Here is a 19,566-nt window from a genome sequence, read left to right as displayed (position 1 = left end):
TATGAAATTTTCAATTGATAGGGACGCCCTATTAAAGCCGCTTCAATTGGTTTGTGGTGCGGTAGAAAGACGCCATAACTTGCCTATTTTGGCAAATCTCCTTGTAGAAGTTAGTGGGCACTCACTCAAAATGACAGGTACCGACCTCGAAGTTGAGTTAGTAGGCCAGGCGGTCGTTCATGGTGAAATCGAAGAAGGTCGTACTACAGTTCCTGCTAAGAAGCTGTTAGACATAGTTAAATCCTTACCCGAGCAAAGCGAGCTTAAGGTCGAGCAGCAAGATAACAAATGGTTATTGCGCTCAGGCCGTAGCCGTTTCTCGCTTGCAACCCTGCCCGCAGAAGAATACCCCAATGTGGAAGCCTTTCAGGCGGAAATCGAGTTCTCTCTTAAGCAGGGCGTGCTGAAGTCACTGATTGATGCGACTCAGTTTTCGATGGCGAACCAAGACGTTCGTTACTACCTCAATGGTTTATTGCTCGAAACCGAAGGTAATGTGCTGCGTGCCATTGCCACCGACGGCCACCGCTTAGCCTTAAGCCACAGAACCATAGATGCGCAATTGCCTGAGAAACAAGTGATCGTGCCCCGTAAAGGCGTGATGGAAATGGCGCGTTTATTGGAAGCCGATGATTTAGATATCGCGATTGCCATTGGCGATAACGCGATTCGTGCGACCACCAGCACCACAGTTTTTACCAGTAAATTAGTCGATGGTCGTTTCCCCGATTATCGCCGTGTGTTACCAAAAGGCGGTGATAAAATCGTTATCGCCAGCCGTAACCACTTAAAGCAAGCCTTAACCCGTGCTTCTATTTTATCGAACGAGAAGTTCCGCGGAGTACGCATTCAGTTAGAAGCGGGTTTACTGAAAATCACCGCCAATAACCCAGAGCAGGAAGAAGCGGAAGAAATCATCGATGTGGATTACAACAATCAGCCACTCGAAATTGGTTTCAACGTCAGTTACTTATTGGATGTGTTAAACAACCTTAAGTCCGATGATGTGCGTATCACCCTTATCGATGGTAACTCGAGTGCTTTATTGGAAAACCACTTGGAAGAAGATTCCATGTATGTGGTTATGCCGATGCGCTTATAGTATTCCATTGCCTACTTTGTGCCATACGCCGCTTTTTAGCGGCGTATATGTCTTCAAGCCTTATCCCTTGTTGCCTTATTTACTCGGATGGATGTGAATTGCGGTATGATGACTGTTCTGAGTCTTGGCCTAAGCCGTCGATGCGGTTTGATGAGTAACGCATGAGTCTTATCCGTCTTAATATTGATTCTTTTCGCAATATTCAATTGGCGCAGCTGAGCCCAACTGAAGGGATCAATCTGATTTACGGTCAAAATGGCAGTGGCAAAACCAGCATACTTGAGGCTATTTACTTTCTCGGTATGGGGCGTTCGTTTCGCAGTCATTTATCTCAACGAGTGATCAATAACGAACAGGATAAGTTAACCCTGTTTGCGACCTTAAATTTGCCCCGTGGCGACAGTAAAATCGGCTTGCGACGTTTCCGTAGTGGCGAAACCGAAGTCAAAATCGACGGGGAAAAGGTGAAACGGCTATCGACCTTAGCCGAAACCTTACCTATTCAAGTGATCACGCCGGAAAGCTTTTCGCTCCTGTTTGAAGGTCCTAAATCCCGTCGACAGTTTATCGATTGGGGCGCCTTTCATTCCGACCCACAGTTTTATGCGGCATGGGTGAACGTGAGACGAGTTCTAAAGCAACGAAATCAACTACTTAGGAATAATTCTTCCTATGATCAAATCCAATATTGGGATAGGGAGTTTGTCCGTTATACCGAGCAGGTCACAGAAATACGAAACCGTTATGTAGACTCGTTAAATGAGCTACTTAAGGGTATAATCGGGGAGTTTTTACCGCAGGTAGATGTTAAGGTTTCATTTACCCGCGGCTGGGATAGCAAAACGGATTTTGCACAACTTCTCGAATCCCAATATCCCAGAGATTTGGCTACGGGTCATACCGTCAGCGGTCCCCATAAAGCTGACCTCAGACTTCGTGTAGGTAGTTTACCGGCGCAGGATGCCCTGTCCCGTGGTCAATTGAAATTATTAGTCTGTGCACTGCGTATTGCACAGGGAAAGTTGCTCAAACAACAAATAGATAAACACAGTATTTATCTTGTGGATGATCTTCCATCCGAGTTGGATGCACAGCATAGGCAGCTATTGCTTAAGCAGCTAGTGGACACAGGTGCACAAGTGTTTGTCACTGCCATTGAGCCTGCAGCAATAGTCGATTCGTTACACACGCCTCCCAGTAGGATGTTCCATGTGGAACAGGGACGTGTAACGGTAATTGAATAACCATTGAGAGAATAATATGTCAGAGAATAGTTACGATTCTTCGAGTATTAAGGTCCTTAAGGGCCTTGATGCAGTACGTAAGAGACCTGGGATGTATATTGGTGACACCGACGACGGTACGGGTCTACATCATATGGTGTTCGAAGTAGTCGATAACTCTATCGATGAAGCCTTAGCCGGCCATTGTACTGATATCACTATTACTATCCATGTGGATGGCTCGGTCTCCGTTCGCGACGATGGCCGTGGTATTCCTGTGGCGATTCACCCGGAAGAAGGCGTGTCTGCCGCCGAGGTGATCATGACGGTACTGCACGCGGGCGGTAAGTTCGACGATAACTCTTATAAAGTGTCAGGCGGTCTGCACGGCGTGGGTGTGTCGGTAGTTAACGCGCTGTCTAAAAAGTTGCAGTTAACCATTCGCCGTGAAGGTAAAGTCCACGAACAGTTTTATACCCACGGTGTTCCTGACGAGCCAATCAAAGTGATCGGCGATGCGACGAAAACCGGTACCGAAATCCGTTTCTGGCCAAGTGAAGAAACCTTCAGCGATGTTGAGTTCCACTTCGAGATTCTGGCAAAGCGTGTGCGCGAACTGTCGTTCCTCAACTCAGGCGTGGGTATCCGCTTAGTCGACGAGCGTGACAATAAGAATGAATTCTTTAAATACGAAGGTGGTATCAGCGCATTCGTTGATTACCTGAACCGTAATAAAACGCCAGTAAACAAAGACGTATTCCACTTTATGCAAGAGCGTGACGACGGTATTACCGTTGAAGTGGCGATGCAGTGGAACGATGGTTATCAAGAAAGCATTTTCTGTTTTACCAACAACATTCCACAGCGTGATGGTGGTACTCACTTAGCGGGTTTCCGTAGTGCGTTGACACGTAACCTCAACAACTACATGGAAAACGAAGGCTATAACAAGAAAGGCAAAACTAACGCGACAGGCGATGACGCCCGCGAAGGTTTAACGGCCGTGATTTCAGTTAAAGTGCCTGATCCTAAGTTCAGCTCGCAAACCAAAGACAAGTTAGTGTCTAGCGAAGTGAAAGCCGCGGTTGAACAAACCATGGGTGAAAAGCTAAACGACTATCTGCTGGAGAATCCAGCCGATGCTAAGTTAATCGTCGGTAAGATTGTCGATGCGGCCCGTGCCCGTGAAGCGGCGCGTAAAGCCCGTGAAATGACCCGTCGTAAAGGCGCGCTCGATTTAGGTGGTTTGCCAGGTAAGCTGGCGGATTGCCAAGAGAAAGACCCTGGTCTTTCAGAAATCTACATAGTGGAAGGTGACTCTGCTGGCGGTAGCGCTAAGCAGGGACGTAACCGTAAGAACCAAGCGATTCTGCCACTGAAAGGTAAAATCTTAAACGTTGAGAAAGCGCGTTTCGATAAAATGCTTTCTTCTCAAGAGGTTGCCACGCTAATTACCGCGCTTGGCTGTGGTATTGGTCGCGATGAATACAACCCGGATAAGACGCGTTACCACAACATCATCATCATGACGGATGCTGACGTCGACGGCTCGCACATTCGTACCTTGCTGTTGACCTTCTTCTTCCGTCAAATGCCTGAACTGATAGAACGTGGTTATGTGTATATTGCTCAGCCGCCTTTATTCAAAGTGAAGAAAGGTAAGCAAGAACAATATCTGAAAGACGAAGCGGCACTGACTCAGTATTTAACTACTCAAGCGTTAGATGGTACTAGCATTTACCCATCTCAAGGTGCGCCTGGTATGTCGGGTGAGCCATTAGAGCGTTTAGTGACTCAGTACCGTGAAGTGGAAGCGATTGTGGCCCGTTTAGAGCAACGTTACCCAACGCAGATCACCAACCGCATGCTTTATCATCCAATGATCAACAACGAGATGTTGGCGGATGAAGGCAAGATGAAGGAATGGATCGACGCCTTTATCCATGAGCTTGTGGAATTAGAAAACAGCGGTGTGTTGTATTCTGGTGAGCCTGTGCTCGATCCTGAGCGCAAAGTGTATCTGCCGAAGATCACTATCCGTAAACACGGTATCGATACACACTACTTGTTCAGCTACGACTTCTTCCAATCAACTGACTACCAACGCATTGGTAAGTTAGGTGCGGCACTTGAAGGCCTGATTGAAGTCGGTGGTTATGTACAACGTGGCGACCGTGTGAAGGAAGTGGGTAGCTTCATTGAAGCGTTAGATTGGACCATCAGCGAAGCCAAGCGTGGCCTCTATATCCAACGCTATAAAGGGTTGGGTGAGATGAACCCTGAGCAATTGTGGGAAACCACGATGGATCCTGAATCTCGCCGCATGCTGCAAGTGACGATTGATGATGCCGTTGGTGCGGATCAGCTGTTTACTTGTTTGATGGGCGACCAAGTTGAACCACGTCGTGACTTTATCGAAGCCAACGCGCTGAACGTGGCTAACTTAGACGTTTAACATCTAGATGTATCGTTAGCGATTGATAAAAAGGGAAAGCTAAGCTTTCCCTTTTTGTTTGGTTGAAAACTACCTATCAACACCAGCCTCGTCGATGTCCACTATTTCAGTCTCGGCTTTGGCGGCTTGTATCCAGGCCTGCATTTCCGGCTGGCTCACAATAAATTCCATATAGGCTCGACTCGCTTGGGAGACTTCAATCTCATAGGTGAAGAAGCGCATCACAACCGGCGCAAACATCATATCGGCTATCGACCACTTGCCAAATAACCAAGTGCCTTGGCCGCTGGCAAACTCTGCCATTTGCTGTGACCAGATACTGTCGATACGGGCAATATCCTGCAATACGGCAGGGCTTAATTCGACATAACGATGGGCACGGATATTCATCGGCAGGGCATTTCGCAGGGCATGAAAGCCTGAATGCATTTCACAGGCGAAGGAGCGAGCCTTGGCCTTTTGTTTCGGGTCTTGTGGCCAGGCTGAACCTGAAAGATAAGTATCGTTGATATATTCGCAAATCGACAACGAATCCCAAACCGTGATATTTCCATCGATGAGTGTTGGAACTTTTAGGGTAGGCGAAATGGATTTGAGCCGCTGATAAAAGCTCTCGGTATCGAGCTGTAGTAGGATTTCATCGAACTGAATACCTGATTTTGCAGCCATTAACCAAGCACGGAGCGACCAACTAGAGTAGTTTTTATTGCCAATGTAGAGTTCCATTTTCACCTTCCTGTTTGGGGTTGTGCTTATCAATATAGGCACTTGTACTTTGCATGACTAACGAATAGATTTGATGTTATCTATCAGCAAAATGAATAGATAGGCTGACCTCAGATAGGAAATATTATGGAAATAGAAGCGCTGCGCAGCTTTGTGGCATTTGTCGATACCGGGAGTTTTACCCGTGCGGCAATGCAAACCTATAAGACTCAATCTGCCGTCAGTATGCAAATGAAGCGCTTAGAGCAAGAGTTGGGAAAAACGCTCTTTGTAAAAGAGGGGCGAAACTTAGTTCTATCTACCGAAGGCCAACGTTTGGGTTTGTACGCTAAGCAATTACTGCAATTGCACGATGAGACTGTCACAAGCATTAAGCAGACCCAAGTCGGCACGCAATTGCATTTAGGTTGTCCCGATGACTATGCCGAATCCGTGTTGCCGCGGATAGTGGCGTTGTTACATGGTCAAATTAAGCAACTCGATCTTCAAATTACCTGCGCCTCGAGCCAAAAGCTGCGGATCATGCTGGATTCTGGGCAGCTCGATGCAGCGATAGTGACTCGTTTGCCCGAGTCCGATGAAGGCTACTTATTACAAACCTCGAAAGGCGTTTGGGTGAGCGCGAGTGATTCGAACTTGAGTGATGCCGATCCCTTACCTATAGCGCTTTTCCAAAAGGATTGTAAATTCCATATCGCGGCGTTAGATGGATTAATGAAGCAAGATAGGCATTATCAGTTGTTAGCCTGTAGCAGCAGTGCTGCGGCTCTTAAAGCAATAGTGGCTAAGGATTTGGCCATTAGTGCCATGGCCGAATGCAGTGTATCGGCACCACTGAATATTATCGATTCTGAAACTCTTCCACCTTTGCCTGTGGTCGCCGTCGCACTAGTTATTTCCGCGAAAGCTTATTCACCCATAAATGCGGAGTTGGCCAAGCAAATTGCGCGAGCCTATCAAGGCTACTTGGAATAAGGTTTCACGTGAAACATTCGATTTGATAATGCAGCCTTAAGTCTAGGGACATATAGTAAAGCTGCGCGTAATACATGATGTGACCACTAGTATATGAACTACAATGGACTGATAATTATGCAGGGTCAGTTAACTCAGCTCTTATAGGTTGGAACGTCTTGATTAAGTCCATATTTAATAAAATTTTTAATATCCGCGAAGAGACAACACTGGAGCGGCCTAAAAGCTTTAGTCAAACCGATCTCAGTAAATCGTTGGACAAAGTTTCAGCCCCTAAACGCCAAGAAGAACCCGTTGATACCGTGGTGAGTATCGACCTTGCGGCGCTGTTTTACAGCCTGTTGTTTCCCGCCAGAACCAAAGATGCTGGTGGCGTTGCCAATAACCTTGAACGGCGTGTTATGGCTGAAATAGAGCTGGCCTTAGCATCGCCACAAGTGATAGCAGAAAAGGTGCTTAAGCTTCCCTCTAAGGTTTTGGAATTAGACCGTAAATTAGCTGAGCCACAGTTTGATACTAAGGACTTGTTGGCGTTAATCGAGAAAGATCCTTTACTGAGCGTCGAAGTGCTTAAGCTGTGTAATTCACCAGCCTTTAAGCGTGGAGATAGAGAGGTCACCAGCCTGCAGCAGGCTTTAGTGCAGCTCGGCCGTGAGCAGTTACGCCGCTTTGTGACGAGTTGCCTAGTGCGTGAAATGCTCGATATTAAACCCATTTATTTTCGTCGCTTTGGTGCCGAAATTTGGCGTCATTCGATGCAGGTGGCCTTTTTAACCAGTGAACTGAGTGAAGAAGATAGAGACACGGCATTCCTATTAGGATTACTGCATGATGTGGGTAAGCTCGCCATCTTTAAAATGTTGCTCGATGCCTTTGTGCAAGCAGAGCCTGGGGAGCAGCCAAATTCTTGGTTATTCCGACAAGTGATGACAGCAAAATCACTCACCTTAAGTGCTTTGTTAGCAAAGCATTGGCAATTGCCAAGTACCTTTGAAACCGAGCTGGATAAATTAGCCCATGTCCACACACGGCCGCATGAGGGAATTGCTGCTGTGGTTTGGCGCGCCAATATCATCAGTGAGATTTCGATGCTGCAGCAAGCGGGTAAATTGCCTGCTGACATGCTGAGCAACTTGTTAGCCTTGGTTGGACTCGAGCCCGCTCAATTCGAAGCGTTGCACGAGAAACTTCAGCAGTTTTAATAATTGCAGCCAATAAAAAACGCGCTATAAGCGCGTTTTTTATTGGCACTCTAACCTAACGTCTAACGTGCGATTTACTGAAGCAGAGAAATATCCGCTACATGTAAGAACTGTTCACGTAGGTTATTTAGCAGTGCTAAACGGTTGTTTTTCAATGCTTCGTCATCCGCCATAACCATCACGTCCTCGAAGAACTGGTCAACACTCTCACGTAAGCTCGCCAGCAGTGTTAATGCCTGTTGGTAATCAGCATTAGCGAACAGCGGAGCGAGTTGAGGTTGCAGTTCGGCAAGCTTAGCGGCTAATGCTTGTTCTGCTGCTTCGGCTAACAGAGCTGAGTTAATCGCGGTGGGTAATTCACCTTCCACCTTCGCCAGAATGTTAGACACACGCTTATTCGCTGCTGCCAGAGCGCTAGAGGCTTCTAAGCTTCTGAAGTGTGATACCGCATTGATACGGCTATCAAAATCAGCAGGGCGAGTTGGGCGGCGTGCCAATACGGCGAGGATCACGTCAACCTCGATACCTTTATCTTGGTACCAAGCACGGAAACGCGCCATTAGGAACTCAAGCACTTCATCGCTTGCATTCGCGTTGCTTAAGTTGGTGCCATGGAGTTCTTGAGCTTTAGCTATCAGGGTCACTAAGTCCAGTGGCAACTTGTTCTCAACGATAATGCGTAACACACCGATAGCGGCACGGCGCAGTGCGAATGGGTCGGCAGCGCCCTTAGGTGCCTGACCAATACCGAAGATACCGACTAAGGTATCGAGTTTATCCGCTAAGGCTACTGCGCAAGATACCGCTGCAGTCGGAACCGTATCGCCAGAGAATTTGGGCTTGTATTGCTCTTCCATGGCCAAGGCGACGGCTTCTGTTTCACCGTCTAGGCGGGCGTAATGCATGCCCATAGTGCCTTGAGTATCGGTAAACTCCATCACCATATTGGTCATTAAGTCAGTTTTAGACAATAAACCAGCACGCGCTGCATCAACGGCGTTAGCGCCAGTTTGCTCTGCAATAAAGGCGGCTAGGGCAGATATACGAGTAACTTTGTCTTTTAAGGTACCGAGTTGTTGTTGGAACAAGACGGTCTCAAGACTCGATAAACGTGATTCTAGCGTGTGCTTTTTGTCGGTATTGAAGAAGAACTCGGCATCGGCCAAGCGTGGACGAACCACTTTCTCGTTACCCGCAATGATTTGCGCCGGATCTTTTGATTCGATGTTCGCGACAAAGATGAAGTTTGGCAGTAACTTACCGGCATCATCGAATACTGGGAAGTATTTCTGATCGCCCTTCATCGTATAAACCAAGGCTTCTGAAGGTACGTTTAAGAACTTCTCTTCAAAGCTTGCGGTTAATACGACTGGCCATTCAACCAAAGAGGTGACTTCTTCGAGCAGGTCATCTTCGATATCGGCGGTGCCACCAATCTTAGCGGCCGCTTTTTCTGCATCGGCTTTGATTAAGGCTTTACGGCTTTCGTAATCGGCGATGACTTTACCTTTTTCTTTCAGTAGCGTCAGGTAGTTGTCTGCATGGTCAAGCTCGAAGCCTGTACCCATAAAGCGGTGACCACGAACATTACGCGCCGATTTAATGCCGAGTAATTCACCTTCGATTAACTCACTGCCTAACAGCATAGTGGCGGTGTGAACAGGACGAATAAATTGTGTCTTGCTGCTTCCCCAGCGCATTGGCTTAGGAATGGGTAACTTATCCAGCGCACGTTGCGCCATCGCAGCGATTAAGCTCTTAGTTTCAACGCCTTCGACTTTGGCGTTATAAACCAGCCATTCACCTTTATCGGTCACTAAACGTTCTGCCTGATCGACAGTAATACCGTTACCACGTGCCCAACCTTCAGCAGCTTTTGTTGGTTTACCTTCGGCATCAAAGGCTGAGCTGACAGCTGGGCCGCGTTTTTCAACGATTTTGTCCGCTTGAGCAAGCGCTAGTTCTGTCACATTAATCGCGAGACGACGGGGTGCTGCATACCAAACAGCTGATTTAAAAGCTAAATCGGCTTTGGTTAATTCTTCGGTAAAGTTCGCTAAGAAAGACTCAGCTAGTTTACGCAGCGCCTTTGGCGGCAGTTCTTCAGTGCCTAACTCGATGAGTAAGTTTTCAAAATTCATGTGTTACCTCTACTTACACATTGGGAAGCCAAGCGCTTCGCGTGCCTGATAATAGGATTCAGCAACGGCTTTAGCCATGGTACGAACGCGCAGGATATAACGCTGACGTTCAGTCACTGAAATGGCGTGGCGTGCATCGAGCAGGTTGAAGGCGTGTGAGGCTTTCATCACTTGCTCATAGGCGGGTAGAGGTAATGGTTTTTCAAGCGACAATAAATGCTGACACATCTTTTCGCATTGATCGAACAGGGCAAACATAAAGTCGACGTCTGCGTGTTCAAAGTTATAGGTCGATTGCTCAACTTCGTTTTGGTGGAACACATCGCCGTAGGTGATGCGACCCATAGGGCCGTCGGTCCATACGAGGTCGTACACGCTATCCACACCTTGGATATACATGGCGAGACGCTCTAAACCGTAGGTGATTTCACCTGTGACAGGGCTACACTCTAAGCCGCCGACTTGTTGGAAGTAAGTAAACTGAGTCACTTCCATGCCGTTTAACCAGACTTCCCAACCCAGACCCCAAGCGCCTAGCGTTGGTGATTCCCAGTTGTCTTCCACAAAACGGATATCATGGATTTGCGTATCAATACCAAGAGCTTGCAGAGAACCTAAATAGAGTTCTTGGATATTATCCGGTGACGGTTTTAACACGACTTGGAATTGGTAGTAGTGCTGCAGACGGTTTGGGTTTTCACCGTAACGGCCGTCGGTAGGGCGGCGCGATGGCTGCACATAGGCACTGCTCATTGGCTCAGGCCCTAAAGAGCGTAGGAAAGTTTGTGGGTGGAATGTACCCGCACCGACTTCCATATCTAGAGGTTGAACGATTGCACAGCCTTGCTGTGCCCAATATTCCTGTAGGGTTAGAATGAAACCCTGAAATGTTTTTACGTCGTGTTTCGTCGTCATGTCTACTTGTCTACTGCCGTCAGCTTTAATAGAAAATGGTTTCGATTATACCTTGTAGATCTCTGCTTATGTAGGTTATTTTTTACCTTCTTCGTTAAAACGTTAAGGTAGATAGGCCATGGAAGAAATCCGCTGTAATTGGGTCAGCGATGATCCCTTATATCGTGAGTACCACGATAAGGTGTGGGGGCGTCCAGTTTATGATTCGAAGGAGTTGTTTGCCAAGCTCTGTTTAGATGGGCAACAAGCGGGGTTGTCTTGGATTACTATCTTAAAGAAGCAGCAAAACTACGAACAAGCCTTTGCGGATTTTGAGCCGGCTGTGATTGCAACTTTTGACGACGCTAAAGTCGAGGAGTTGATGGCTAACCCAGGCATTGTGCGTAATCGCCTTAAGATCCATTCGATTATTCGTAATGCAAAAGGATACTTAGCCTACACTGCGGATGGCAAAGATTTTTCTGAATTTCTATGGAGCTTTGTTGGTGGTAAGCCTTTGGTGAATCAATTTACTTCCATGTCGCAGGTGCCTGCGCAAACACCTGAATCAGAGGCCATGTCGAAGGCATTAAAAAAGCTTGGCTTTAACTTTGTTGGCCCAACGATTTGTTACGCCTTTATGCAGGCGGTGGGAATGGTGAACGATCATCTAGTTGATTGCATTGCCTATGATGCTTGCTGTGGTGGCAAATAAGTCACTAATCTAATTGAGTTAACATCCAAAATAAAAGGCATGTTCCACGTGGAACATGCCTTTTGTTATTCCTACTTGCTGAGATTAAATTTTCTCGAAGAAGAAAGGCTTACGCTGTTGCTTATTACCATTGAGTTGGTTCATCGACTCAGCATCAAACAACTTACCATTGACCATAGTATAAGTGACTTTATCTGTGACTCGAATATCCGCTAATGGGTCGCCATCGATAACGATTAAGTCCGCAAGCTTACCGGTTTTAATTGAACCAAGTTGATGCTCTAGACCGAAGGTGGTGGCAGGGTTGATGGTTGCTGTTTTCAGCACATCCATATTGCTCATGCCGCCTTGGGCGAACATCCACATTTCCCAATGTGCGGCTAAACCCTCACGTTGACCGTGGGCGCCAATATTTGGATGAATGCCTAATTTATTAAACTCATTAGCCACTTTAGCAACATTGAAGTGGTTGTAGTGACTGTCTGGGGCGTGGGGGCGACGCATTGATCGAGCCTGCAAAATATCGCTTGGCACATACATAGACAAACGTGGATGTGCCCATACATCGGTCTTATCATACCAATAGTTTTCACCTGAGATACCGCCGTAGGCGACGACTAAGGTTGGAGTGTAACCGACCTTAGTTTGGCTCCAGAACTGTTTAATATCGTTATAAATACTCGCTACGGGTAACGAGTGCTCTACGGTTGTATGGCCATCGGCAACCATGGTCAGGTTATGTTGTAGCAAGCTGCCACCCTCAGGTACTACCATCATTTCGAGTTCGCGAGCAGCGGCGATAACCTGTTGTCTTTGATTACGACGCGGTTGGTTGTAGCTCTTAACGCTAAAGGCGCCGACTTTTTTGAGTCGCTCTAAATGAAATTTTGCATCATCGAGTGAGTCGATATGCGATGTGTAGCCGGGTGCATTGGCGCCATAAAGAATGGTTCCTGTGGAGAAAATCCGCGGGCCAACGATGTTCCCCGCCTTTTGCTGTTCAGAGGCAGCAAATATCTCCGTGGTATCGTTCGACGGATCATGGATGGTTGTCACTCCTAGGGATAAGCCAGAGTAGAGTGCCCAGTTTTGTTGTGGCACGATTTCATCATCGGCCTGGGCGCCGTGGGCATGGGCATCAAACAAGCCAGGCATAATGGATTTGCCACTAATATCGATAACTTGCGCATCCTTTGGAATCACTGTATTCGCATTGCCAACGGCAACAATATGATTGTCTTTGACGATCACTACACCCTTATCTATGACTTGGTCATTTTCCATGGTGATCACTTTGCCGCCGACAAAGGCGACTGTTCCACGTGGAACATCGGCCTTTTCTGTAAAGCCTAAGTTAATAATACTTGGCTTAGCTTGCTCATCCTTTTTGAGATACTTGGAATCAACATTGGCTTGGTACAGTTCTGGGCCAAGAGTCCAATAGAGTTGGTTACTCTTGCTATTCCAACTGATGCTTTCGCCAGCCCGCACACTTAACTGTGTGACGGGAAGATTGCTGGCATTAGGGCCGATTTCAACCGTTTCACCATGTTTAGCAAAGGGGGTTACCCAAACTTTAAAACGTTCGGCAAAGGCCAATTGTTCGCCGTCGGGTGAAACCCTAAATTCGGTTGCATGCTTACTGCTGTAGTGAACGCGCTTATCAAACCCATCTAGGTTAATTGAGGCAAGCTGTGGCGTGTCGTTTTCACCTGTGTTCATAAAGAAAATGCGGTTTGCTGAAGCGCCGAATTGTGCCTGATAACCCTCTGCAGTGATTTTCTTATTTTGTTTGGTTTTTAAATCAACCTTGTACAGGCCGGGTTCCTGCGACCAAGTGCGAGGTGTTAGATGTCCACCTTGGGTTTTACGATACACCACAAGTTCGCCATCAGGAGAAAAGGTGGGCTCAACGTATTTGCCTGGTTCTGTGGTAAGTTGTTTCGCTTTACCACCTTTTGCACTGATCACTTGTACTGTACCCTGGTCTTGGTCATTCCAAGTTGTGAAGACAATATTTTTGCCATCACGCGACCACTGAGGATAGAGTTCTTCAATGTCGTTACCTAACTCGGTTAAGCGTGACATCTTGCCATCGGGAAGTGTCTTCAACCAGATTTTACCCAATGCTTCGAAGGCAACTTTGCTGCCATCCGGTGAAACTTGTGCCATTCGCAGCATTTTTACGTCGAATACATCCTTATCAATATCTTGTTTAAAGAGTACTGAAGGCTGAACCTCTAACTGGGTTTTTACGCTGAAGGGAATGTTGGTGACCGTTTTATTGGCAACATTTAGGCGATTGATTTTGCCCTTAGCCCAGAAAAAAATATCTTTGTTATCTTGAGTCCAAGCCATGGTGGGATAGACACCGTGGATAGCCCAAGTCTCTTGCATATCGCGGTCTAAATCGCCATACAGTTTAGTCGTTTCGCCGGATTTCAAATCGAGTAAATACAAAGATGATTGGAAATCATCTCGCTTAATGTACGCCAGTTTGGTGCCATCAGGGCTCGGTGTTGGACGAATGGCGCCACCAGTTCCTTCGATCAAGATTTTAATATCACCCGTTTGGGTATCGTAGCGCTTGATTTTATAGATGCCGTTTACTGAGTCTTTGGAATAATGGAAGGTTTTCCCCGGAGTATCATCTTGACTGAAATAGATATAGCGACCATCGGGTGAATAGGCTGGCTCACCTAAATCCTTTTCATCGTTAGGACGTTCGGTGAGTTTAACACCTTCGCCACCTGCGACATGGTAGAGCCAGACTTCGCCGGCACCTAAACTACGACTGGCAGTAAAATGCTTACGACCGACTAAATATTGCGAATCAGGGCTCCACGCAGGACTGTTGAGTAAACGAAAGGTTTCCGTCGTAACTGTGCGTGGATTGCTGCCGTCGGCATCCATAATCCAAATGTTGTCGCCGCCATCCGCATCTGAGGTGAAGGCAATGTGTTTACCATCAGGACTATATACCGGCTGCATTTGCCATGCTATGCCTTGGGCTAATGGCTTAGCTTCGCCACCAGTGACGGGGATTTGATAAATATCCCCCAGTAAATCAAACACTAAATGTTTACCATCTGGGCTGACACTGATGTTCATCCAAGTGCCTTCGGTTACATCTATGGTCACTTTCTCTAGAGGGGCATTGGCTGGTGCATTGACGTCCCAACTGGTTTTCTGGGTGTCTGTTGCCTGTACGGTATGGGAACTAAGGCCAAGCATCAGGGCGATATAAAGCGGTGTCAGCTTAGGTTTCAACATGTTATGTCCTGTTATCGTTATTTTAGGTTTTTATTGTTGTCGGAAAAGATAAATTTTTGTTAATGCTGAACTAAGTTATCGCATAAATACCCAGTAAGGAAAATGGAAATACTGTTTCAATTAATGACCGGGGAGGACACTGAGGGGATAAAGCTGTAGGAGAGTAATGCGCCTTACTCTCCGCTAGTTGATGACTAGTCTAATGTCACGGGATCACCGAGATGGATCATTGTGTCATTGAGGACGCGGCAGGTTACGCCGCCACGCCAATCTGGAGTGAGGGCCAATTCTAATCCTGGGTGCGCCATTTCCATCTTCTTGCATGGATCGGTTTCACCGGTAATTTCTAAGCTTAAATCACCGATGCGCAATTGTTTGCCCACATCAGCAGGGCTAAAACTTAACCCATCTACTAATAGATTGGCGCGGCGAATAGTCCAAACTAAATCCGCATTTATGCTTTGACAGGCTGCTTGCCACTGCTGCACTGAAAGAACGGTCACTTGTCGTTTACCTGGGTGACCAAATACATCTTTTTCGACACCGCGGTGCTGAGTAACATTTGCACACAGCACTTCGTTCATTGGTCCACGTTTAACTGTTTTGTAGGCGATAGCAACTAGTTTCGGCATTTCTGATGTCCTTATCCTAATGTCGATGTTGGGACTTAGAGTCCCTTTTTAATCAAATATTGATAGGGTGTTTGGTTGGTTTCACTAGCGATTAAGGTGTGATCCATAAACTCACAAAAACTAGGAATATCACGTGTGGTCGCAGGATCATCAGCGATAATTAGCAGTGTTTCACCTTGTGCCATTTGTCTTACCGTTTTACGCACCATCATTACCGGTTCTGGGCAGCGTAAACCAAGAGCATCCAGTTTGTGTTGTGCGGTTGAGAATACGTCGTTCATATGACCTCGACTGAACGGTTAAACAGAATTGGCTAATGTTACTCCAGTGGTTTGGATAAACCAAGTTGGTGGTCTGATTTTGTGATGGAGCGGTTAATTGGGTTTATTCTGTTTTATTTATCCAATAATAAGGATTGGCAAGATGTTTCACGTGGAACAAATTATTTCACGATGATAATTTTTAAAGCTGCATAAAATAAAAAAGCCGGAACAGGAGAGTGTGTCCGGCTTTTTAGAGTGATATTTAGATGTGATTAGACTCGTTCGAAAACGGTCGCAATACCTTGGCCTAAACCGATACACATAGTGGCTAAACCTAAGGTCGCATCTTTGTGTTCCATCAGGTTGATCAGCGTTGTCGAAATACGTGCACCAGAACAGCCCAGTGGATGGCCAAGCGCAATTGCGCCACCGTTCAGGTTGATCTTGTCATCTACAACGTCCATCAGACCAAGGTCTTTAACGCATGGTAGAGACTGAGCAGCAAACGCTTCGTTCAGTTCGATAACATCTAAATCATTGATTGTGATGCCAGCGCGAGCAAGAGCTTTTTGAGTTGCAGGTACTGGACCGTAACCCATAATTGCCGCGTCGCAACCTGCCACAGCCATTGAGCGGATACGGGCACGGATTGGTAGACCCAAAGCACGTGCTTTAGATTCTTCCATCACCAACATTGCCGAAGCTCCGTCAGATAATGCAGAAGAGGTACCCGCAGTAACAGTACCGTTTGCAGGGTCGAATACTGGGCGCAGCGCCGCTAATGACTCCATTGAGGTTTCTGGGCGAATCACTTCATCGTGAAGCACTTTAATCAGTGCGCCGTTAGCATCATGGCCTTCGATGCCATAGATTTCCTTGGCAAAGCGGCCTTCAACTGTGGCAGCGTAAGCGCGTTGGTGTGAACGCACAGCAAAAGCATCTTGCTGCTCACGGCTGATGCCGTGAAGCTTACCTAACATCTCTGCGGTTAAACCCATCATGCCAGACGCTTTGGCGACGTTATTGGCTAAACCTGGGTGGAAGTCCACACCATGGTTCATGGGCACGTGGCCCATATGTTCAACACCACCTATGATAAAGGTGTCGCCCATGCCAGTCATAATGGCGCGAGCGGCTTGGTGGATGGCTTCCATTGAAGAACCACATAGGCGGTTGACTGTCACTGCGCCAGCGGTTTTCGGGATACCAGCAAGCAATGAAGCGTTACGGGCAATGTTGAAGCCTTGCTCTAGGGTTTGCTGCACGCAACCCCAAATGACATCTTCAATAGTATTGGGATCTAATTGCGGGTTACGCAGTAATAGACCTTTCATTAATTCGGCAGAGAGTGTTTCTGCACGTACATTACGGAACACCCCAGCCTTAGAACGGCCCATAGGAGTACGAATGCAATCTACGATAACAGCTTGTTTCATAATTAAATTCCTTTCCCGCTAATTAGGCTTGGTAGTAGCTACCGTTGTTGGCTGCAAGGGCGCGCATGGCGTCGGTGACTTGATACAAACCACCTAAGTGAGCGTATTTATCAGCTAAGGCGACAAAGTTCGCTACGCCCATAGTATCTAAGTAACGGAATACACCACCACGGAATGGAGGGAAACCTAAACCATAGACCAAACCCATATCCGCTTCGGCAGGCGATGCCACAATGCCTTCTTCTAAACAGCGAACAGTTTCTATAATCATTGGGATCATAGTGCGGGCGATGATTTCATCCGCATCGAATGCTTTTTGCTCACCAAAGGCGGCCTTCAGCAGCTCGTAGCTGGTTGGGTCGACATCTTTCTTTGGCTTACCGCGGCTATCTACAGAGTAAGCGTAGAAGCCTTTACCATTCTTCTGACCGAGACGTTTGTTCTCGAACATCACGTCAATCGCGTCATTGCCGGATTTGCCCATACGGTCGGGGAAGCCTTCGGCCATTACCGCTTGCGCGTGGTGACCTGTGTCTAGGCCGACAACGTCTAGCAGGTAAGCTGGGCCCATTGGCCAGCCGAATTGTTTTTCCATCACTTTATCGATAGCGGCAAAGTCACCACCTTCGGCGAGCAGGCCGTTAAAGCCAGCAAAGTAAGGGAAGAGTACGCGGTTAACGAAGAAACCTGGGCAATCATTTACAACGATTGGGGTTTTACCCATTTTGCTGGCATAGGCAACAACAGATGCGATGGTTTCTTCAGAACTGTGCTCACCACGGATAACTTCAACTAATGGCATTTTGTGCACAGGATTGAAGAAGTGCATACCGCAGAAGCGCTCAGGTTTCTTCATGCTCTTCGCGAGCAGGTTGATTGAAATAGTTGACGTGTTAGAGGCGATAATCGCATCTTCACTCACGTATTGCTCAACTTCCGCCAGTACTTGTGCCTTCACTTTTGGATGCTCAACGACGGCTTCGACGACCACGTCAGCATGTTTAACTGGAGCATAGTCTAAGGCTGGAGTGATGTTGTTCAGCACCTTAGCCATTTTTTCTGGGGTAGAGCGGCCGCGAGCAACTTGCGCAGATAACAGTTTGGCGGCTTCGCCTAAACCTAAATCTAATGCCGGTTGAGCGATATCCTTCATCACGATTGGCGTGCCTTTGCTGGCGCTTTGGTAAGCGATACCGCCACCCATGATACCAGCACCTAATACGGCGGCGCTTTTCACATCTTTAGCGAGCTTGCCCGCTTTCTTAGCCTTGCCTTTGACTAATTGGTCATTCAAGAAGATACCGATCAACGCTTTGGCTACATCGGTTTTCGCTAACTTGATAAATGCTTGATGCTCAATTTGCAGTGCGTCGGCGCGGCCTTTGGTCGCCGCTTGCTCAACTACATTTACCGCCGCCATTGGTGCAGGATAATGTTTGCCAGCGACAGAGAAAACCATACCTTTAGCGGTCGTGAAAGACATCATGGCTTCGAGTTTTGGTAAGGTCAGTGGTGACATCTTACGTTGGCGACGGGCTTGCCAATCAAGCTTTTCGGCAACTGCATCTTTTAGCATTTGAATGGCAGCGGCTTCTAAAGCCTCTGGCGCAACAACGGCGTCAACCGCGCCTACTTTTAAGGCATCTTCTGGACGTTGGTCTTTACCCGTGGTGATCCACTCAAGGGCGTTATCTGCACCAATCACACGAGGTAAACGCACTGTGCCACCAAAGCCTGGGATGATACCTAGTTTGGTTTCGGGTAGACCGATTTTGGCCGTGGTGTCGGCGATACGGAAATCCGTTGCCAGAATGGTTTCACAACCGCCGCCTAAGGCGAAACCTTTAATCGCTGAAGCGGTTGGGAAAGGTAAATCTTCGAGTTTGTTGAATACGGCGTTGGCCTGTTCAACCCAAGAGAGCAGTACCGCATCATCCTGTGCGAATAAGCCTAAAAATTCAGTAATGTCGGCACCCACGATAAAGGTATCTTTACCTGAGGTCAGCACTAAGGCCTGAATGTTTGATTGTTGTTTAATGCTGTCTAATGCGGCATCGAGTGAGGCGAGTGTTTCTCTGTCGAATTTGTTCACCGAACCGGGTGCGTTAAAGCACAGCTTGGCAATATTATCCTCGAGTAACTCAACCTGAATTGTAGGACTTTGGTAGATCATTGCTTGCTTCCTTTTGGCTTAAAAGTGATACCCACCATTATCTGTTGGTGTTAGTACGACTCTCTATCTCACAGCAGCTTCGGCCATCATTTGACCAGTTGTGTGCCAGTGTGCTTCGAAATTCGATAAATTACAACACCCAATTTAAACGACTGTTTAATTTCTTGTCGGCTAGAGTGAATTTTAAGCTTTGTGATACACTGCACAAAGTGTAGAAGTGCCAGATTACGCTAAAGAGTACGTGGTGGGAATTTGTACATTAGCGATATTGCTCGCTGGCTAAATGGATAATTTTATTTTTAGAATTAAAAGCATAGGCTTAAATCGATAATTTGCTAACCTGCGACATAATAGGG

The 19,566-nt window shown here is 47.0% G+C and carries 14 protein-coding genes; 6 read left to right on the top strand and 8 right to left on the bottom strand.

What is annotated here, in order from left to right; translation table 11 throughout:
* The first annotated feature begins 1 nt into the window (after position 1).
* From dnaN to gyrB, 3 genes are all read left to right on the top strand, one after another.
* Entirely contained in the window at positions 2 to 1,102 is a 1,101-nt protein-coding gene (gene dnaN / locus EYR25_RS20715; RefSeq protein ID WP_133182625.1) for a DNA polymerase III subunit beta, read from the top strand.
* A 161-nt stretch (positions 1,103 to 1,263) separates the two neighbouring features.
* The gene (gene recF / locus EYR25_RS20710) at positions 1,264 to 2,346 is read left to right on the top strand and encodes a DNA replication/repair protein RecF (protein WP_086903526.1); all 1,083 of its coding nucleotides are present in this window, start codon (positions 1,264 to 1,266) and stop codon (positions 2,344 to 2,346) included.
* 16 nt (positions 2,347 to 2,362) lie between these two features.
* Positions 2,363 to 4,780 carry a DNA topoisomerase (ATP-hydrolyzing) subunit B gene (gene gyrB / locus EYR25_RS20705; RefSeq protein ID WP_039977532.1) on the top strand — a complete coding sequence of 806 codons (2,418 nt, stop codon included), beginning with the start codon at positions 2,363 to 2,365 and terminating at the stop codon, positions 4,778 to 4,780.
* 69 nt (positions 4,781 to 4,849) lie between these two features.
* Here gyrB and EYR25_RS20700 read toward each other — a convergent pair whose 3' ends face one another.
* Positions 4,850 to 5,506, bottom strand: coding sequence for a glutathione S-transferase family protein (locus EYR25_RS20700; RefSeq protein ID WP_133182622.1), 657 nt, complete (start codon positions 5,504 to 5,506; stop codon positions 4,850 to 4,852).
* 126 nt (positions 5,507 to 5,632) lie between these two features.
* Here EYR25_RS20700 and EYR25_RS20695 point away from each other — a divergent pair, with 126 nt between their 5' ends.
* Together EYR25_RS20695 and EYR25_RS20690 are read left to right on the top strand one after the other, a co-directional pair.
* Positions 5,633 to 6,481, top strand: coding sequence for a LysR family transcriptional regulator (locus EYR25_RS20695; RefSeq protein ID WP_133182619.1), 849 nt, complete (start codon positions 5,633 to 5,635; stop codon positions 6,479 to 6,481).
* A 158-nt stretch (positions 6,482 to 6,639) separates the two neighbouring features.
* Positions 6,640 to 7,683, top strand: coding sequence for an HDOD domain-containing protein (locus tag EYR25_RS20690; RefSeq protein WP_133182617.1), 1,044 nt, complete (start codon positions 6,640 to 6,642; stop codon positions 7,681 to 7,683).
* A gap of 74 nt (positions 7,684 to 7,757) precedes the next feature.
* Here EYR25_RS20690 and glyS read toward each other — a convergent pair whose 3' ends face one another.
* A complete protein-coding gene (glyS, locus tag EYR25_RS20685; RefSeq protein WP_023266040.1) occupies positions 7,758 to 9,824 on the bottom strand; it encodes a glycine--tRNA ligase subunit beta in 2,067 nt (688 codons plus the stop codon).
* 9 nt (positions 9,825 to 9,833) lie between these two features.
* A complete protein-coding gene (gene glyQ, locus EYR25_RS20680) occupies positions 9,834 to 10,739 on the bottom strand; it encodes a glycine--tRNA ligase subunit alpha (protein WP_011070431.1) in 906 nt (301 codons plus the stop codon).
* A 118-nt stretch (positions 10,740 to 10,857) separates the two neighbouring features.
* Here glyQ and EYR25_RS20675 point away from each other — a divergent pair, with 118 nt between their 5' ends.
* A complete protein-coding gene (locus EYR25_RS20675; RefSeq protein ID WP_023266039.1) occupies positions 10,858 to 11,433 on the top strand; it encodes a DNA-3-methyladenine glycosylase I in 576 nt (191 codons plus the stop codon).
* Between the two features lie 84 nt (positions 11,434 to 11,517).
* Here the strand turns inward: EYR25_RS20675 and EYR25_RS20670 are convergent, their stop codons facing one another.
* The 5 genes from EYR25_RS20670 to fadB all read right to left on the bottom strand — a co-directional run bounded on the left by EYR25_RS20670 (position 11,518) and on the right by fadB (position 19,210).
* Positions 11,518 to 14,706 (bottom strand): amidohydrolase family protein, encoded by a 3,189-nt coding sequence (locus EYR25_RS20670; protein WP_133182615.1) that lies wholly within the window; start codon positions 14,704 to 14,706, stop codon positions 11,518 to 11,520.
* A 194-nt stretch (positions 14,707 to 14,900) separates the two neighbouring features.
* Positions 14,901 to 15,338, bottom strand: coding sequence for an MOSC domain-containing protein (locus tag EYR25_RS20665; protein ID WP_133182613.1), 438 nt, complete (start codon positions 15,336 to 15,338; stop codon positions 14,901 to 14,903).
* A 35-nt stretch (positions 15,339 to 15,373) separates the two neighbouring features.
* Positions 15,374 to 15,619 (bottom strand): sulfurtransferase TusA, encoded by a 246-nt coding sequence (gene tusA / locus EYR25_RS20660; RefSeq protein WP_023266036.1) that lies wholly within the window; start codon positions 15,617 to 15,619, stop codon positions 15,374 to 15,376.
* 254 nt (positions 15,620 to 15,873) lie between these two features.
* A complete protein-coding gene (fadA, locus tag EYR25_RS20655; protein WP_133182611.1) occupies positions 15,874 to 17,037 on the bottom strand; it encodes an acetyl-CoA C-acyltransferase FadA in 1,164 nt (387 codons plus the stop codon).
* 22 nt (positions 17,038 to 17,059) lie between these two features.
* A complete protein-coding gene (gene fadB, locus EYR25_RS20650; RefSeq protein WP_133182609.1) occupies positions 17,060 to 19,210 on the bottom strand; it encodes a fatty acid oxidation complex subunit alpha FadB in 2,151 nt (716 codons plus the stop codon).
* Positions 19,211 to 19,566 lie beyond the last annotated feature (356 nt).

This window comes from Shewanella decolorationis, from assembly GCF_004354305.1.
Taxonomy (GTDB): domain Bacteria; phylum Pseudomonadota; class Gammaproteobacteria; order Enterobacterales; family Shewanellaceae; genus Shewanella; species Shewanella decolorationis.
This window is presented reverse-complemented; position numbering and strand designations above follow the sequence as displayed.

Coding starts and splice junctions, on each gene's coding strand:
- dnaN (WP_133182625.1), top strand. CDS start 2: ATGAAATTTTCAATTGATAGGGACGCCCTATTAAAGCCGCTTCAATTG.
- recF (WP_086903526.1), top strand. CDS start 1,264: ATGAGTCTTATCCGTCTTAATATTGATTCTTTTCGCAATATTCAATTG.
- gyrB (WP_039977532.1), top strand. CDS start 2,363: ATGTCAGAGAATAGTTACGATTCTTCGAGTATTAAGGTCCTTAAGGGC.
- EYR25_RS20700 (WP_133182622.1), bottom strand. CDS start 5,506: ATGGAACTCTACATTGGCAATAAAAACTACTCTAGTTGGTCGCTCCGT.
- EYR25_RS20695 (WP_133182619.1), top strand. CDS start 5,633: ATGGAAATAGAAGCGCTGCGCAGCTTTGTGGCATTTGTCGATACCGGG.
- glyS (WP_023266040.1), bottom strand. CDS start 9,824: ATGAATTTTGAAAACTTACTCATCGAGTTAGGCACTGAAGAACTGCCG.
- glyQ (WP_011070431.1), bottom strand. CDS start 10,739: ATGACGACGAAACACGACGTAAAAACATTTCAGGGTTTCATTCTAACC.
- EYR25_RS20675 (WP_023266039.1), top strand. CDS start 10,858: ATGGAAGAAATCCGCTGTAATTGGGTCAGCGATGATCCCTTATATCGT.
- EYR25_RS20670 (WP_133182615.1), bottom strand. CDS start 14,706: ATGTTGAAACCTAAGCTGACACCGCTTTATATCGCCCTGATGCTTGGC.
- EYR25_RS20665 (WP_133182613.1), bottom strand. CDS start 15,338: ATGCCGAAACTAGTTGCTATCGCCTACAAAACAGTTAAACGTGGACCA.
- tusA (WP_023266036.1), bottom strand. CDS start 15,619: ATGAACGACGTATTCTCAACCGCACAACACAAACTGGATGCTCTTGGT.
- fadA (WP_133182611.1), bottom strand. CDS start 17,037: ATGAAACAAGCTGTTATCGTAGATTGCATTCGTACTCCTATGGGCCGT.
- fadB (WP_133182609.1), bottom strand. CDS start 19,210: ATGATCTACCAAAGTCCTACAATTCAGGTTGAGTTACTCGAGGATAAT.